This is a genomic window from Streptomyces sp. NPDC049541 (assembly GCF_044465725.1).
Classification (GTDB): Bacteria; Actinomycetota; Actinomycetes; order Streptomycetales; family Streptomycetaceae; genus Streptomyces.
On sequence record NZ_JBITLY010000014.1, the window covers coordinates 13,806 to 29,327 of the forward strand.

Genomic DNA, 15,522 nt, shown 5'->3' on the forward strand with positions numbered 1-15,522 from the left:
ACCAGCCACCCCACCAACCCGACTCCAGCCACCGAGGAGGCTCCCCCGTGAACACCACCAATCCGACCGCGCATGCGTCCGCCGCCTACGACCACAGCGCTGGTCCCCCCGAACTCAGGGTCTCCGGCGAGGTCGGCGGACGGCCTGCCCTCTTCACACTCTGTCCCAAGTTCGCCGACTCCGCCGACCCCGGTCCGCTGCTGGGAGTTGCCGTGAGCGTCGCCACCCACTTCCGGATCCCGCTGACCTTCACCGCCACCTTCAAGCAGGTCGCCGGCGAGCAGTGGGAGCTGGTCCGTGTCCTGTGCAAGCAGGACGACTGGCTCGCGTCGGTCCGGGCGGTACGCCCGAAGATCGCGGAGGCCGCTGCCAGGGTCCTGCAGGAGCAGCGCGCGCAGTTGGAGCCGCTGTTCGCCGTCGCCCGTGAGCGTCAGGCCGCGTACGCCCTGGCCGAGTTGTACCGGGCGCGAACCGCGGCTGCCGAGGCTCACCGCCGCGTGGACGAAGCCGAGGACGAGTTCGGCCTGTTCGAGGTCTGCGAGGAGCGGGTCGTCGAGGTGCTCGGCCAGCTGTCCGGGCGCCCCGGTCCTCTGCCCCACTGCGGTCCTCCGGTCGTACGCGGCACCTCCTACGGCCGGGTCCTGGTCCTGTGTCCCGTCGGGCACCAGGTGCAGTCCGTCAAGGCCGAGGACTGGAGTGGCTCACAGCTCGCGGCCCGGTGTGCCGATCCCGCCTTCACCGTGACGTGCCACGGCCAGACCGGCGAGCCCCTCCCCTACTGATCCGCCCTGCCGGGTTCGGGGCGGCAACCCCGGGCCCGGCTGCGCTCACCAACCCGAAGGACTCTCCCGTGAACGCTGTGCTGACTGCTTCAGCCCCCCGGATGCTGACGCCGCCGAAAGACGCCGAAACGTGCACCTGCACGCCCGCCGTCCGCTACGCCTGCGGCCACTGCTACCACGACCAGTGCGCGGACTGCGGGTTCTGCACCATGGGCAGCTGTGTCTGCCGCTGTGAGTACGGTCTCGGCTTCCACCCGAGCGACTCGCCGGCCGGGGGACCCATGTTCTGGATCGGCGGGCACCACGCCAAGTGGCTTTCCACGTGGGGCGTGCCGATGTGCGTCTCACGCTCGACTCTGACCGGCCGTGCGACGCTGCCGCGCGCCGCAGACGTTTGGGTGTGCGATTCGGGTGCGTTCTCCGAACTCGGCGACCACGGCGGCTGGACGGTCAGTCCGTACGCCTACGTCCGGGAGCTGCGCCGGTATCGCGACGAGATCGGCCTGCTGGTCTGGGCCGGCCCGCAGGACTGGATGTGCGAGCCCGACGTGATCGCCAGAACGGGCCTGTCGGTGCGTGAGCACATCGACCGCACCGTGGGCAACTTCGTCGACCTGATGGCCGAAGAGCCCGGCGTCGACATCATCCCGACCGTGCAGGGCTGGCGCCCGGCCGACTACGAAGCCTGTTTGGACCTGTACGACAAGCGCGGCGTACGGCTGGCGGACTATCCGCTGGTCGGGGTCGGCTCCGTGTGCCGCCGCAAGTCGGTCAAGGATGTCGAGGCCGTCCTCGCCACCGTGGCCAGCGCCGGATTGCGCCTGCACGGCTTCGGCCTGAAGACCCAGGCACTTCAGACGTGCGCCGAGTACCTGGCCTCCGCCGACTCCCTCGCGTGGTCGCGCGACGCCCGCTGGAACGCGCCGCTGCCCCAGTGCGAGGGCAAGCACAAGAGCTGCTCCAACTGCGTGCACTGGGCCATGGACTGGCGCGAACGCGTCCTGTCCGTCCTGCACGCCCCCCGTCAGCTGATGCTCCCCGCCTAGGCCTGACCCTCGCCGATCGCGCCGGTCCGAGGCGGCAACCCCGGACCGGCCCCACTCACCAGCTCACCGCCCTGAGAGGACCCTTGTGATGTCTGCGTACGAACAACCGCCGCTCGATCTCGGCGCCGTCTGCCAGCGGTGGAAGAACCGCCGGCACAGCTGGAGGCCGACCAGTGAAGGTGGCTTTGATCCCGCCCGCTACCGCGTCCGCGAGATGCCGAAGCACCTGGTCCACACGGCGCAGGCCTTCGTCCGCGCCCACCACTACAGCGCCTCATGGCCCGCGGTCCGCTTCGCCTACGCCCTCATCGACACGGCACCTCCCGGGAGCAGCCTGGTGGGGGTGCTCACCCTGGGCATCCCGACTCAAGTTGCTGTTCTCACCTCGGTGTTCGGCCGACTCACCCCGTACGAGGAGTCGCTGGAACTGAACCGGCTAGTGCTGCACGACGAGGTGCCGGCCAACGCGGAGACGTGGCTGCAGGCACGCGCGTTCCGGCTGGCGGCCGCCCGCGGCGTGCGCGGGATCGTCGCGCACAGCGACCCCGAGCCCAGGACATGCCTCACCTCCGACGGCCCCGAGCTGATCTTCCCTGGGCACTACGGGACGATCTACCAGGCCAAAGGGATGGACTACCTGGGCAAGACGCGCCCGCGACGCCTGACCATGCTGCCTGACGGTTCGGTCCTTCACGACCGCGCGATGTCCAAGGTCCGCAACGGCGAGCGCGGCCGCGGCGGAGTCGAACGGCGCCTGGTCGCCCTCGGCGCCCGCCCCCGGGAGGAAGGCGAGCCCGGCCGGGCGTGGCTGGAGGAGGCCCTGCAGGCCGTCGGCGCCAGGGTCGTGTCCCACGGCGGCAACCACCGCTACGCGGCCTACATCGGACCGCGCACCGGCCGCCGGCTCACCGCCACCTCCTACCCGTACCCGAAGGCCGACCAAGGGGGTGCCGCATGAGCGCCGCACCCCGTGCCGGTCGCGACGACATCCCTCTGGTCATCAACTGGGGCCTGGGTCTGTACCGAGTTCAGCGTGTCGCATGTCGTCTGATGCAGTACAACATGGTTCTGTACCGGGCCATGAGCGATCAACTACAGGTGGCCGGTCGTCGCTGCGGGGTGTGGAGCCTGCGCCGGTGCGAGCCCGACCGTGTGGTGCCGTGGTACGCCGCGGATCCGGTGCTGGCGGGCCTGCCGAGTTTGCCGGAATTCGCTGTTCGCCTCGGGCTGCGTGCGGGCCAGGAATTTCTGATCAATTCCGATGGGCGCGTTATTCCGGAGGTGAATGCGTTCTTCGGCTCGCTGCGGATGCGGAATCGGTCGGACGGGACGCGGGAGAAGTACGGGTACGCGCTGTGCACCTGGCTGGGCTTCCTCGACGCGGTGGGCAGGGACTGGCATGCGGCCGACGCGGAGGACGTGGAGGGCTTCAAGTTCTGGCGGATGACGGACGAGGCGAATCCCCAGCGGGTGGCCGGCGGCACGGTGTCGGACAACCTTGATGCCGTCAGTGCCTTCTACGACTGGGCCGCTGCTCGCTACTCGGTACGCAATCCGGTGATGCGGGTGGTACGCCCGCGGTGTTCGCCGCGTGCGGGTACGGCGGGCGCGGCCGGGTTTGAGGCGGCGCCGCATGTGGTGCGCGACCGGGACGTGAAGTGGCTGGACCCGGGCGGCTATGCCGTGTGGCGGGATGTGGGGCTGCGGGGCCTGGACCGCGAGGGCCGGGAGGTGGCCCGGTGGCGGGGCCGCAACAGCCAGCGTGACTGTGCGTTCGCGGACGCTCTCTACGGCACCGGGCTGCGGCTGACGGAGTGGGCCAGCGTGCTGATGCTGGAGCTTCCTGGTGAGGGTTACGGCCGGGGATATGCGACGGGGCGGCTGGCGGCGGCCTGCGCCAAGGGCGGGCGGGGACGGCGGTATTGGATGCCGCGCACGGCGCTGGCGGACGCGCTCGGCTACTGCGAGGGCGAGCGGGCCGCGGCGGTGCGTCGCGCCCAGCGGGCAGGCCGCTACGAGCGACTTGCCGGGATCTGGGTGCTGCACCGGGTGCTGGGCCAGCGGCGGCTGGAGCTGGCCGACGACACGGGGACGCTGGCGCGGGTGTCGCTGGATGCGCTGAAACCGCAGGTCCGTCGCCGGCTCTTCCTTGCCACGCCGTCGGGGCTGGCGCCGGCGGCCTTGTGGCTGAACGAGGATGGTCTTCCCCGGGCGGCGCGAGGCTGGCAGCACACCTTCGACACTGCCAACGAGCGTGTCGCCCGCGCCGGCCTGGGCGGGGTGGCGGCGACCGCCCACATGCTGCGGCACTCGATGGCCCTGCGCTGGTTCTCGGTGGGACGGCTGCTTTATGAACGCCGCTTCGCCCACCTGTAGGCGGAGGAACTGCGCGACTTTCGGGCCCAGTTCGGCGACACCTGGCACCTGGTGCAGACGCTGCTGGGGCATGCGGATGTGACCACCACGATGGACATCTACCTGGAGCCGTTCCGCGAGCTGGATGTCGACCTGCTCATCGAGCACGCGCACGGCGCGGTCCTGGCCGAGCTGATGACGGAGATGTTCGCCGGCCACCGCCAGGTCATCACCGCCCCGGCGGTGGGCCGGTGAGCGGGCCGGGACGCCGGGCGGTGCTGCCCCTCGCCGGCTACCGGCTGCCGCAGCGGCTGTTCACCGACGGGGATGAGTGCCGGGTGCGGTTCTTCCCCGAAAGCGGCGGCGGGGCCGTTGACATCGATCTGTCCGTGCTGCCGGTGGCCCGCGAGCTGCGGGACTGGATGGCTTTGGGGGTGCTGGGGGTGACGGGTCCGGCTGGGACCCGCCGCACCACCAGCTCGGCCCTGGACACGGTGAACATCCTCAAGCGGTTCTGCCGCTACCTGGCCTCGCTGTCCAACCCACCTACTTGTCCGGCTCAGCTGCGGGCCGTTCATCTCGACGGCTATCTGCTGTCCGGGGCGACCACGCTGCACCGGGATGTGTCCGCGCTGCGGACCATCCTGCGGTTCGCCCCCGATCCGCCTGCGGAGTTCGCGGCCCGGCTGGCCCGGGCCAAGGCCGCCAAGTCGGATGCGCCCACCCAGAGCTACACCGAGGCGGAGTTCCGGCGGATCACCGCGCGGGCCCGGTCGGAGCTGCGGGCCGCTGCCGCACGCATCCGGGCCGCGCGCCGTCTGCTGGCCGACTGGCGAGCCGGTGTCATCGACCGGGACAGCGATCTGGGGCAGTGGGAGGCCGCCTTCCTGCTCGACTGCGTCGACCGGCACGGGGACATCCCCCGCTACGAGTCCGGCACGCCGCGCCAGCTGGACGCCGTCCGCCGGGCCGGAGGCATTGGGGCGATCGTCGAGCGCCTGCATCTGTCGCATCACGAGATCGGTGCTGCCGCGGTGCTGCTGCTCTGCCTGACGGGTCAGAACTACTCGACCCTGGCCGCGGCCACCACGGCCCACCACCGGCCCGATGCCTACGCCGGCGGCACTCCCACCGCCCAGCTCGACCTGGTCAAGCCCCGGCGCGGCAGCCGCAAGGCCGCCATGACCGTGGCCCTGCGCGACGTCCCCATCGCCCCGGATCAGGCCCGCGACGATTTGAGCTCCCCGTTCGGGGTCTACGACCTGTTGCTGGACCTGGCCGCGCCGGCCCGTGCACGGCTGGGGACCGATTCCCTGTTCGCCTACTACAGCGCCAAGGGACCCTGCGGCCGGGGCTTTCGCCAGGGCCTGCCCAAGGCACTGCTGCAGTTGTGGGGCAAGGCCACCGACCTGGTCTGCGACGCCCCGGACGCCGACGGCCGGCCGGTGCCGATGCACATCGACAGCCGCCGACTGCGCATGACTTGGCTGGAGATCAACCAGCGGCCCGTCGCCCACACCGAGAGCACGCTGGCCAACGAGTATCTGGCCCGCAACCGGGGGAACCTGGCCGAGTACCAGAAGATCGTCGCCGACGTTCTCGACCAGCAGGTCGCCCGGGCCCGTACCACGCCGCCGATCCCGGTGCTGTCCGCCCAGGACATCGATCAGGCCCGCACCGACCCCGAGGCGGTGGCCGCCCGGCACCAGCTGGACACCGCCACTCTCCAGCAGCTGATCACCGGACGCCTGGACACCGTGCTGGCTGGCTGCACCAACCCGCTGGAGAGCCCCTTCACCCCGGCGGGCAAGCCCTGCGGTGCTTCCTTCCTGCTCTGCTTGTCCTGCCCCTGCGCCCGGGCCACTACGGCCCACCTGCCCGTCCAGGTGCTGGTGCTGGACGCGCTCACCGCGCGCAAGCAGGAGATGACGCCGCTGCGCTGGGCCGAGCGCCTGGCCGAACCGGTGGCCCGGCTGACCGACCTGCTCGGGCACTACTCGCCCGTCGTCGTCGCGGACGCCCGCGCCGGGGCCACCGCGGCTGACCGCGCGCTCGTCGAGCGTTTCCTGACCCGAGGACTGGACCTGACATGACCCCCACCCCGCTGGCCGCCGCCGCACCCGCCGTCCGCCGCCTGCTGCCCGGCCCCGACAGCCCGGTGCTGTCCAGCCGCCCGCTGCGGCCCGGCACCATGCCCGCGGACCTCGCCCGGTTCCGCGAGGACCGCTGGAACCTGACCCCGGCCCTCTTCCAGGAACACGCCTCTCGCGTCTGCGTCTACTTCCACGACGTCCCGGCCGCGTTCCGTCACGTCTCCAAGGTCCTGGTCTGGCTGGTGATCAACCACAGGGACGCGGACGGAGGCGGCTTCCTTCCGGGCTTGGCGCGGCCGGCGATCCGCACCGTCGTCACCTACTGCCGTTACCTCAAGGGCTTCACCCAGTGGCTCACCGGCCGCGGCATCACTCGCTTCGGCGAGGTCACCGCCCAGGACCTGGATGAGTACGCCGCCGACATCAAAGCCGCACCCGTCTCGCACGACATGCGCGAGGACTTCCTCGCTGTGGTCGTACGCACCTGGACCCTGCGCGAGCTGCTGCCCGACAAGGACGACCGGCTTCCCCAGGCACCGCCCTGGAACGGCGAACGCCTCCAGGACATCCTCGGCCAGGGCCGCATCCGTGAGGAGAACCGCACCCCGCGCATTCACCCCGCGACCATGACCGCTCTGCTGAAGTGCTGCCTGCGCTTCGTCGAGGACTTCGCCGACGACATCATCACCGCCTTCGACGAATACAAGACGCTCTCCGCCCGCAGCAGAAGCCGGTGCGCAACCGTCCCCGCCACTGCGCCAGCGGGCAAGCGCCGACCTCAGGGCACCGTTCCCCGCCTGGCCGAAGCCCTCCTGGACGACTACCGCGCCCGGGGGCTGCCCCTGCCCGGTCGCCGCAACGCCAGCGGGGAGGTTGAGGTCAACCACTACATCCTCAGCCTCCAGCTCGGCGTCCAGATCACCGGGAAGGCCCGCCAGACGATCAGCGCCTCGGGGCTGCCCGTCGCGGACGACGCCTACCTCACCGCGCCCGTCCACGGACTGCTCGACGGCCGACCGTGGCTGGCCGCCCGCATCACCTACGAGCAGGCCCCCGTGCTGGCCCTGCACCTGAGTACCGCATGCCTGGTCATCATCGGCTACTTGTCGGGGCAGCGGCCCGGGGAGACGCTCAACCTCGAACGCGACTGCATCGAGCACGACCCGGCAACCGGCCTGGTCCTGCTGCGCGGCAAGTACTTCAAGGGCGTCCGCGACCCGGATGGCACCACGCGCGCCGAGGGCGAACAGCGGGCCGATCCCTGGGTCGTCACCGCGCCGGTCGCCACCGCCGTCACCGTGCTCCGGCGCCTGCACAGTGCGCGCCTGCTGTTCCCCAACACCCTTCTCGTCAACGGGAAATCGAAGGCCGGCTCCCTGCGCGAACGCGTCGGGCGAGCCCGCAACGACTCGCTCTGCAACAAAGACATCACCCGCCTGATCGGCTGGATCAACGACTATTGCCACGGCCACCAGCGCGATGACGCGATCCCCGCCGACCCCACCGACCCGCGCATCGCACTCAGCCGCCTGCGCCGCACCCTCGCCTGGTTCATCGCCCGCCGCCCCCGCGGCCTGGTCGCCGCCGCGATCCAGTACGGCCACGTCCGCGTCCAGATGACCCTCGGCTACTCCGGCAACTACGCCTCCGGCTTCCCCGACGACCTGGCCTTCGAGGAATGGCTCGCCCGCCTGGAAACCCTCGCAGAAGCCCACGACCAGCTCGAAGCCGGCGAACACGTCAGCGGCCCCGCCGCCGACACCTACCGACACCGCGTTGCCACATCCACCCACTTCGCCGGACGCGTCCTGCGCACCACCCGCGAAGCCCACACCCTCCTGACCAACCCCGACCTGCAGATCTTCCCCGGACAGGGCATGACCTGCGTCCTCGACCCAGCCCGCGCCGCCTGCCGCCTCGGCACGGACGAACGCAGCAACCGCCGCACGCCCGACCTCGACGACTGCCGCCCCTCCTGCGCGAACATCGCGCGCACCGACCGCGACATCGCGTTCCTGAAGGCCCGCCGCGACGAACTGCAAGCTGTCGTCGACGACCCGCTGGCCCCTCCCATCCGCCACGCCCGCGAGCAGCACGAACTCGCCCGACTCCAGCGGATCATGACCACCCACCAGGAGACACGCGCGTGAGCACCGACCGCGAAGCCGAACGCGGCGCCATCCAGGCCGCCATCCAGCGCCTGCTCGCCGGCACCCCCATCCGCTCCACCGGCGCCCTCACCGTCGTTCAGCTCGCCGCCGAAGCCGGTGTCAAGCGCTGGGTCCTCACCCACAAACACCCCGACCTGCGAAAGGAATTCGAAGCAGCCCGCGAAAGCGTCAACAAGATTCCCGCCGCATTCCAGAGCCTCCAGGCCAAAGTCGACGACCTCGAAGCCGCGAACAGACGACTACGCCAGCACAACAGCGAACTCGCCGAACGAAACGAGATCTATGCCCAAGTCATCCACGCTCTCACCACCGAACTCACCGAGCTGCGACAAGACCCGTCCCTCCCCGCCAACGTCCGCCGCCTCCCGGCCGAACCCACCAGATCACATCGGACCTGACTCCCCGGCGCCCAGGCCGAACGCGCCGCGGCCGGCTGACATCCAGGCAGGCGAGGGCTCGGCGCCGACTCCACCGCCTACCTCGCACGCATGCTCACCGACCCCGCCGCACACGGCATCGACCTCAAGCGCACCGCCGTCCTCTACACGGCCACCGGCAGCGAGTGGCCCGAAACCCGGCTGCTGTGCGAGGAGTTCATGCTCCCGCTGCTGCGCTCCCACGGCGTCAGGTTCGTGCAGCTGGCGCGGGCCGGGCACCTGAAAGCCGACGGGATCACGGTCCTGGACGACTCCCGCCACCCCGAGCAGCTGTTCGCCCGGGGTCTGTGGACGCTGTGGGACGAGCTGGAGTCCGTGGGGACCGTCCCGCAGCAGGCCGGCGTCCGCAAGTGCAGCCTTCTCTGCACCAAGTCAAGGCAGGCCAACCGTGAAGGTGGAGGCCGAGCAGATGAAGGGGGCCGTCCTACGGAACGTACGGCTTCCCCAGCAGGCCGCGGAGGACCTGAACTGCGCATTCGTCACCCTCGTGACCCGGCACCTGGCCCCACGGGACCCCGCACCGGCAGTTGGACGAGGTAGACCCTCAAACGCCGTGACCCCAGCTGTTGCAGATCTCTAAAAAGTCTTTCCGGACGTGATCGCTGCGATTCCGCTGGTCGGGCATGAGATCGGTACTTCGGTGGGAGTGGTGGGCCTGTCGGGTTGTCGTTTCCGGGTTGGTGGTGAACAGCTATCCGGTGCAGGCGCGGAGCACTATGGTCGGGCTGGCGTTCGCCGTCGGACGCGTGGGCTCGATCGTTGCGGCGTCTCTCGGTGGCCGGCTCGCCGCAGCAGAGCTCGGGCCGCGCTGGAACTTCTGGGTGTGGATTCTGCCGATGCTCGTCCCGGCGTTCGTCCTCGCGTTCGTCCGGCCCGCCAGGCCCGAGCATCAGACGGCTGTGCCGGCGACCCGCGCCGGGGCCGGCGGGCGGACGGGCTGAGCCGCGCAGAACGGGCGGCGGCCGATGTCGGCGAGGGCAGTGACGTAGCGGCGTCGCTGCCCTGCCACCACGGGCTGCGCCTCGTTGGTGCGACCGGGGTGGTCAGCCGGCTTCTTTCCGGCCCGCGATCTCTCTCAGCAGGGCGAGAGTGCGCCGCCCTCCGCGATCGGCGTCCACACTGGCGGGCACCACGGCGATCTCGTCAACACCGGCCGCCGCGTACTCGGCGAGCCGGTCGCGGACGGTCGCCTCGTCGCCCACCAGTCCCACCGCGCTCACGAGCTCTTCGGGGACCGCCGCGAGCAGCTCCTTGGGATGCGGGCGGCTGCGGGCGAAGGCGACCAGGTCTCCGAAGCCGGCCTCCGTGAACATCTCGGCGTATCCCGGTGCCGCGAGGTAGCCCACGACGCCCCGGCGCAGCTGGTCGACGGCCGAGGGGTCCGCGTCCACCGCGCCGATCACCCACGCGGTCACGGCGGGCGGGGTGCGTCCCGCCTCGGTGGCGTCCTCGCGCATCTGGTCGACGAGAGCGGCGGCCGAGCGGGGCGTGATGAGGTTGAGGACCATGCGTTCGGCGTACCGCGCGGCGGTGCGGACGGCGCTGCGGCCGAAGGCGGCGATCGCGATGGCGGAGTCCGGCGGGTCGAGTCGCAGCCGGTAGTCGTTGGTGGTGACCGTCTCGCCGTTGAACCTCGTCTTCTCGCCGTCGAGGAGCGACCTGAGCGCCTGGGCGGTCTCCCGCAGCCGGACGGTCGAGCGTTCGCGGCTGCGCCCGTGCCACTCGCCCACGACCAACGGGCTGGACGTGCCGAGCGCGACGTCCACGCCCCGGCCGGACAGGTCGGCCACCGAGGCGACACCGCGGGCGATGAGCATCGGATCCCGCACCGCGACCGCGAGGGGGCCCACCGTCAGGTGCAGGCGGCCCGCGCGGTCGGCGATCCGGGTGGCGAGGGCGAAGGCGTCGTAGGTCGCCATCTCCCCGATCCACAGGCGGTCGTAGCCCAGCTCGTCCGCGAGCTGTGCGGTCCGCAGGGCCTCGGCCGGGGGGCGGTCCTGCCAGTAACCGAGCGAGACGGCCAGTGAGGGGGTGGGGGATTCCCGGTCTGTCATGAGAACCGATTCTGTCGTGCGATCCGCGTCCGTCGTGAGATCCGCGTCCGTCATGCGATCCGCTCCAGGACGGTCGCGCTGCCGAGCCCGGCGGCGCCGCTCACGGCGATCACCCCGAAGCGTTCACCGCGGCGTTCCAGTTCGCCGAGGCAGTTGGCGGCGAGGATCGGGCCGGTGGCGGCGAAGGCGTGGCCCATGGCCAGAGTGCCTCCGTTGGGGTTGAGCCTGGCGTCGTCGATCTTCAGGTCGCGCTGGAACTTCAGGCAGGTCGCGGCGAAGGCCTCGGCGAAGTTCCGCAGAGCGTGTCGCTGGCGCGGTCGTCGACGGACGTGCGCGCCCTCGCTATCGGCTGGACCGCCGGTCCCGACTCCCTGGTATGTCAGGAGAGCATGGCAAAACGGAAACCACGGCGGGGTCGGTCAGGAGATGGTCCGGTCCCGTCCCGCCCAGAAGGGGTGTCGCAATTCGCGTTTGAGGATCTTTCCCGACGGGTTGCGAGGCAGAGCGTCAACGACCTGGACCGCGGAGGGGCACTTGTAGTGGGCCAGATGCGCGCGAGTGTGGGCGACAACGTCGGCGGGCTCGACGACACAACCATGGCGCGGCACGACGATGGCGTACGGGGTCTCGCCCCACCGCTCGGAGGGGATGCCGATGACGGCGGCTTCAAGCACGTCCGGGTGGGACATGATGGCGTTCTCCACCTCGGCCGGGTAGATGTTCTCCCCGCCGGAGACGATGACGTCCTTGAGCCGGTCCTGGAGAAACAGATAGCCGTCGGCGTCGAGATAGCCGGCGTCTCCGGTCCGGAACCAGCCACCGGGCAAGTAGGCGTCCGCCGTGTCCTGCGGCAGGTTCCAGTAGCCGCGCGTCACTCCTGGCCCGCGGGCGACGACCTCTCCGTGCGTGCCGGGAGGGCAGACGTCTCCAGTGAGCACTTGGCGGATCTCGATATCCACCCCTGGGACCGGACGGCCAGCGGACCGCAGTCTGCCGGCCCACTCGGTGGTGTGGTCCTCGGGGCCGAGGATCGTCGCCACGCCGGTGGTCTCGGTCAGCCCGTAACCCTGTGCCAGCCGGGCGCCGAAGAGCTCCTGGGCGCGAACCATGACGGATTCCGAGATGGGCGAGCCACCGTAGAGGAGCCACTCGACGCTGGAGTAGTCGGTCTGAGAGGCGGCCGGGCTGGAGATGAAGTACTGGATGAGGGTGGGCACCATGATCACGTGCGTTGCACGGTGGCGGACCAGCAGGGTGTGCATCCGGTCCGGGCTCGCCTCGGTGAACTGGACGATACGGCCACCAGCCGTGAGCGCGATGAGCGCCCATCCACCAGCGGTGATGTGGTAGTAGGGCGTGGGCACGAGGCTCACCGAGGCCGGTGAGACGTCGAACTGTGCGCCGAAGGTGTCGATCGCCCACAACAGACCACCGGCGCTGATACTCACGCCCTTGGGGCGACCGGTCGTACCAGAGGAGTACATCAGGCACAGCAGATCGTCGCCGCCGGCGTCGCGGTGTGGATCCTGCGCGGGATGGGCGCCCACGACCTCGTCGAAGGAGCTCCAGCCGAGCCACGTATCGGGATTCCCGCCCTGGCGGAAGACCAAGGTCCGGCCCCCCAGGTCTCCGACGAGTCCAGGCGGAACCAGGGGTACCAGGTATTCCTCCACCACGAGCGCGGCGGGCAGGGCGTCCTGCAGGATCCATTCCACCTCCGCCGGCGCCAGCCGGAAGTTCAGCGGGACGACGACGAGGCCTGTCTTGGCCGCGGCGAAAAACAGCTCCCAGTACTCGGTGGCATTGCGGCCGAGGTAGGCAACCCGGTCGCCGGGGACGAGCCCGGCGGCCAGCAGCGCGGTGGCGAGCGCACTGGAGCGCTCATGGAGCTCACGGTGGGTAACGGGCCGGCCGTCACCCGCCACGGCAGGAGCGTCCGGGTGAGCGGTGGCGGTCGCCCGGATCAGACTGGCCACGGTACGGGGGACGGTGACAGCCTGATCCTTTGGGCTGTCCGACGATCGCGAGGGCATGGTCATGTCTCTCCTTTGAGGCAGACTCAGGGGCCGGCGGCGGTGGGGGAAATCTGGATGGTGCGGCGGTGCAGGGCTTTGCCGCACCCGTCGCAGCGCAGCTCCGGCACGAACACGGACGAGCAGGAGCGGTGTGTCTGGATGAACGCCGGCCCTTCGGGGGCGAGGAACCAGCTGTGTCCCCAGTGCAGGGTCGTGGCGATCACCGGGTAGAAGGCTCGGCCTTTCTCCGTCAGGCGGTACTCGGCCCAGCCGGGCCGCGTTTCGGTCCGGGTCGCCTCCAGCACTCCGGTGGCCGCGAAGGCTTTGATGCGGTCGGCGATCAGGGCCGGTGGCGCACCGAGCGTTCGCTCGAAGTCGGCGAAGCGGGTGACGCCCCGGAAGGCGGCGCCGATGAGGGCCGAGGACCAGCGATTGCCCAGGATGGCCATGGTCTCCGGGAACATGCCGGCCTGGCCGGGCGTCTGGTCGGAGTCCCAGCGCCGCCGGGTCGACGCTGTCGGCACGGAGCGCTCCCAGGAGCCGCTGGGGCCCCAGACCCCGTCCATGTCACGGGCGGCGACAGGCCTCGTGCACGCGCCGCACGAGAGAACCGGCGTGAACTCCTGGGAGCATTCCGTGTGCACCATCCGGGGCAATGTGGCGGCGTGCGCGGGAACCCAGTGCCGCTCCCAGTCCCAGATGGTCAGCAGGGCCGGCCACAGGGAGCGGCTGCGCGGGGTGAGGAGGTACTCGGCCCGCAGCGGGCTGCTCTGGTAGATGTGCCTTTCCAGCAGCCCCTCTTTGGTCAGCTTGCCGAGGCGCGCGGTAAGGACTGCGTTACTGATGGGCAGCGCCGCCTTGAACTGCCCGTACCGTGTGGCGCCCAGGAACGCCTGCTGGATGAGAAGCAAGGTCCATTCGTCCCCGAGCAGCCCCAGGGTCCTGCCGATGGCATTGGGCGCGCCGGCCTTGAGGTGGGTGGGCTGCTCGGAATCCATGGTGTGCTCGTTTCCTGTCGGCTACAGATCGATCGCCTGTGCGGCGGTGTCTGCAGTGTGCCAGCGGCGCAGTTCGGCCCCGTCCGCCCAGGTGGAGTGGGTGCCACTGGAGATCCGCTCGGGCAACTTGAGCTTGCACACGGGGCCGTCCGCCACCCGGGCCGCGTCCAGCACCAGGCAGTAGGAGGCATCGGCGTTCATGTCGGTGGTGAGGGTGATCAGATAGCCGTCGTCCTCGCCGGTTGAGCCGACTCGAGGCGCCATGGCCGTCTCGCTGCCGTACACGCCTTCACCGAAGGAGATGCGCTCTTCGGTGCCCGTGACCAGGTCGTGGCGCACCAGGCCGTCGAAGAGGAACCAGGACGGCTTTCCGGTGGCTGCCCAGGCGTAGCGGTAGGGCTTTCCGGCATGGGCCGAGTTGATCATGCCGAACTCGGTGATGGTGTCGGTGAGCCGCTCCTCCTTCACCTGCCCGGTGACCAGATTCAGGCGCCAGCGGTGCAGGCGGGTCTGCAGGCGGTCCAGCGCCAGGAACCGAAAGGCTTGCGTCCACTTGTCGCCGGTGCCGGTGTCGGCCGGCTCGGGGTCGCCCTGGAAGAACCCGTCGAGCACGATCTCGTCGCCGTCCTCGTAGGCGTTGGTGAAGTGCAGTACGTACGTCGACTCGGCCTCGAACCAGCGGATCGGCTCCGCCCCTCCCCGCCGCGGGACGACGGCGAAACGGGACGGCATGTCGCGGTGCCAGCGGGGGATGTGGGCCCCTTGGGCCAGGGCCTCGGGCTGCCAGAAGAGCGGGAAGTCGTTGAGGATGGCGTAGTTCTCGGTGAAGGCCATGTCGTGCGGCAGCCGAGGTCCTGGCAGCGGCACCTCCGTGTACTGCACCAGTCGGTTGTCCGCGTCGACCACGCCGTAGTGCATGTACGGCGCCTGCTTGCTGTAGTTGAAGAACAACAGTTCGCCGGTGGTGTCGTCGACCTTGGGGTGCGCGGAGACACCCCATTCGGCGGGGAAGGCGCCGCCCCAGGTCTCCTTGCCCCGCGGCTCAGCGCTGTACGGGTCGAGACGGTAGAGGTCGCCGCACTGGTAGAAGCTGGTCAGGGCCATGCCGCGGTGGACGATGACGTCGGTGCTGGAGGCGTCCTTCATCCGGCCGCGGGCGCCCCAGCCGTCCTGCCGGGGGGCCCAGTCCGGCATCTCGGAGATGCCGGCCCACTGGGCGGATCCGGCCTCGATCTCGGCGAACAGGCCGTCCGTGCGCACGAACCGGTTGCGGTAGAAGGCCTTCCCGTCGCGGAACCCGACCACGTGCACCATGCCGTCCCCGTCGAAGGGGTGGTAGTTCTTCACCGCCGGGTGCACGGGGTTCTCGGTGTTGCGCAGATAGATGCCGTCCAGGTCGGCCGGCACTTCGCCCTCGACGACCTCCAGGTCGTCGGCAAGCCATTCGGTCGTCTGCGGCCGCCAGGGGCCGGTGCGGTAGGGGTGGTCGTCGTCCACGGGAAGCGTGGACAGCAACCGCCCGACGATCTCGACATCCATGACGTGTATATCTCCTCGGTATTTTGCGGAGC

15 protein-coding genes are annotated in these 15,522 nt (G+C 70.4%); 10 read left to right on the forward strand and 5 right to left on the reverse strand.

Translation table 11 applies throughout. The features are described from left to right. Window positions 1–47 precede the first annotated feature (47 nt). The 10 genes from ACIBW9_RS36645 to ACIBW9_RS36690 all read left to right on the forward strand — a co-directional run bounded on the left by ACIBW9_RS36645 (window position 48) and on the right by ACIBW9_RS36690 (window position 9,825). The gene (locus ACIBW9_RS36645) at window positions 48–782 is read left to right on the forward strand and encodes a hypothetical protein (protein ID WP_398961457.1); all 735 of its coding nucleotides are present in this window, start codon (window positions 48–50) and stop codon (window positions 780–782) included. Window positions 783–850: 68 nt separating this feature from the next. Continuing rightward, window positions 851–1,828 carry a hypothetical protein gene (locus tag ACIBW9_RS36650; protein ID WP_398961459.1) on the forward strand — a complete coding sequence of 326 codons (978 nt, stop codon included), beginning with the start codon at window positions 851–853 and terminating at the stop codon, window positions 1,826–1,828. 88 nt (window positions 1,829–1,916) lie between these two features. Next, the gene (locus tag ACIBW9_RS36655) at window positions 1,917–2,786 is read left to right on the forward strand and encodes a hypothetical protein (protein ID WP_398961460.1); all 870 of its coding nucleotides are present in this window, start codon (window positions 1,917–1,919) and stop codon (window positions 2,784–2,786) included. Beyond that, a complete protein-coding gene (locus tag ACIBW9_RS36660; protein WP_398961462.1) occupies window positions 2,783–4,204 on the forward strand; it encodes a site-specific integrase in 1,422 nt (473 codons plus the stop codon). Before ACIBW9_RS36655 ends, ACIBW9_RS36660 begins: the two co-directional genes overlap by 4 nt. A gap of 51 nt (window positions 4,205–4,255) precedes the next feature. Further along, a complete protein-coding gene (locus ACIBW9_RS36665) occupies window positions 4,256–4,438 on the forward strand; it encodes a hypothetical protein (protein WP_398961464.1) in 183 nt (60 codons plus the stop codon). Then, window positions 4,435–6,276: a hypothetical protein gene (locus tag ACIBW9_RS36670; protein ID WP_398961466.1), complete on the forward strand. Its 1,842-nt coding sequence runs from the start codon at window positions 4,435–4,437 to the stop codon at window positions 6,274–6,276. Before ACIBW9_RS36665 ends, ACIBW9_RS36670 begins: the two co-directional genes overlap by 4 nt. Then, window positions 6,273–8,426 carry a hypothetical protein gene (locus tag ACIBW9_RS36675; RefSeq protein ID WP_398961467.1) on the forward strand — a complete coding sequence of 718 codons (2,154 nt, stop codon included), beginning with the start codon at window positions 6,273–6,275 and terminating at the stop codon, window positions 8,424–8,426. Before ACIBW9_RS36670 ends, ACIBW9_RS36675 begins: the two co-directional genes overlap by 4 nt. After that, window positions 8,423–8,845: a hypothetical protein gene (locus ACIBW9_RS36680; RefSeq protein ID WP_398961468.1), complete on the forward strand. Its 423-nt coding sequence runs from the start codon at window positions 8,423–8,425 to the stop codon at window positions 8,843–8,845. Before ACIBW9_RS36675 ends, ACIBW9_RS36680 begins: the two co-directional genes overlap by 4 nt. Window positions 8,846–8,935: 90 nt before the next feature. Then, window positions 8,936–9,424: a hypothetical protein gene (locus tag ACIBW9_RS36685; protein ID WP_398961469.1), complete on the forward strand. Its 489-nt coding sequence runs from the start codon at window positions 8,936–8,938 to the stop codon at window positions 9,422–9,424. Between the two features lie 137 nt (window positions 9,425–9,561). Further along, window positions 9,562–9,825 carry a hypothetical protein gene (locus tag ACIBW9_RS36690; protein ID WP_398961470.1) on the forward strand — a complete coding sequence of 88 codons (264 nt, stop codon included), beginning with the start codon at window positions 9,562–9,564 and terminating at the stop codon, window positions 9,823–9,825. Between the two features lie 102 nt (window positions 9,826–9,927). Here ACIBW9_RS36690 and ACIBW9_RS36695 read toward each other — a convergent pair whose 3' ends face one another. From ACIBW9_RS36695 to ACIBW9_RS36715, 5 genes are read right to left on the reverse strand one after another with little or no spacing between them, the layout of a single operon-like run. After that, window positions 9,928–10,938: an LLM class F420-dependent oxidoreductase gene (locus tag ACIBW9_RS36695; protein WP_398961471.1), complete on the reverse strand. Its 1,011-nt coding sequence runs from the start codon at window positions 10,936–10,938 to the stop codon at window positions 9,928–9,930. A 50-nt stretch (window positions 10,939–10,988) separates the two neighbouring features. Then, window positions 10,989–11,321, reverse strand: coding sequence for a hypothetical protein (locus ACIBW9_RS36700; protein WP_398961756.1), 333 nt, complete (start codon window positions 11,319–11,321; stop codon window positions 10,989–10,991). A gap of 36 nt (window positions 11,322–11,357) precedes the next feature. Beyond that, window positions 11,358–12,977: a long-chain-fatty-acid--CoA ligase gene (locus tag ACIBW9_RS36705; protein WP_398961472.1), complete on the reverse strand. Its 1,620-nt coding sequence runs from the start codon at window positions 12,975–12,977 to the stop codon at window positions 11,358–11,360. A 20-nt stretch (window positions 12,978–12,997) separates the two neighbouring features. Continuing rightward, window positions 12,998–13,951, reverse strand: a complete 954-nt coding sequence (locus tag ACIBW9_RS36710; RefSeq protein WP_398961473.1) for a winged helix-turn-helix transcriptional regulator — start codon at window positions 13,949–13,951, stop codon at window positions 12,998–13,000. A gap of 21 nt (window positions 13,952–13,972) precedes the next feature. Next, window positions 13,973–15,490 carry a carotenoid oxygenase family protein gene (locus ACIBW9_RS36715; RefSeq protein WP_398961475.1) on the reverse strand — a complete coding sequence of 506 codons (1,518 nt, stop codon included), beginning with the start codon at window positions 15,488–15,490 and terminating at the stop codon, window positions 13,973–13,975. Window positions 15,491–15,522: the final 32 nt, after the last annotated feature.

Bases quoted from the DNA above. Each gene is read 5' to 3' on its own strand.
- ACIBW9_RS36655 (WP_398961460.1), top strand. From the start codon at position 1,917: ATGTCTGCGTACGAACAACCGCCGCTCGATCTCGGCGCCGTCTGCCAG.
- ACIBW9_RS36705 (WP_398961472.1), bottom strand. From the start codon at position 12,977: ATGACCATGCCCTCGCGATCGTCGGACAGCCCAAAGGATCAGGCTGTC.
- ACIBW9_RS36675 (WP_398961467.1), top strand. From the start codon at position 6,273: ATGACCCCCACCCCGCTGGCCGCCGCCGCACCCGCCGTCCGCCGCCTG.
- ACIBW9_RS36715 (WP_398961475.1), bottom strand. From the start codon at position 15,490: ATGGATGTCGAGATCGTCGGGCGGTTGCTGTCCACGCTTCCCGTGGAC.
- ACIBW9_RS36660 (WP_398961462.1), top strand. From the start codon at position 2,783: ATGAGCGCCGCACCCCGTGCCGGTCGCGACGACATCCCTCTGGTCATC.
- ACIBW9_RS36685 (WP_398961469.1), top strand. From the start codon at position 8,936: ATGCTCACCGACCCCGCCGCACACGGCATCGACCTCAAGCGCACCGCC.
- ACIBW9_RS36710 (WP_398961473.1), bottom strand. From the start codon at position 13,951: ATGGATTCCGAGCAGCCCACCCACCTCAAGGCCGGCGCGCCCAATGCC.
- ACIBW9_RS36695 (WP_398961471.1), bottom strand. From the start codon at position 10,938: ATGACAGACCGGGAATCCCCCACCCCCTCACTGGCCGTCTCGCTCGGT.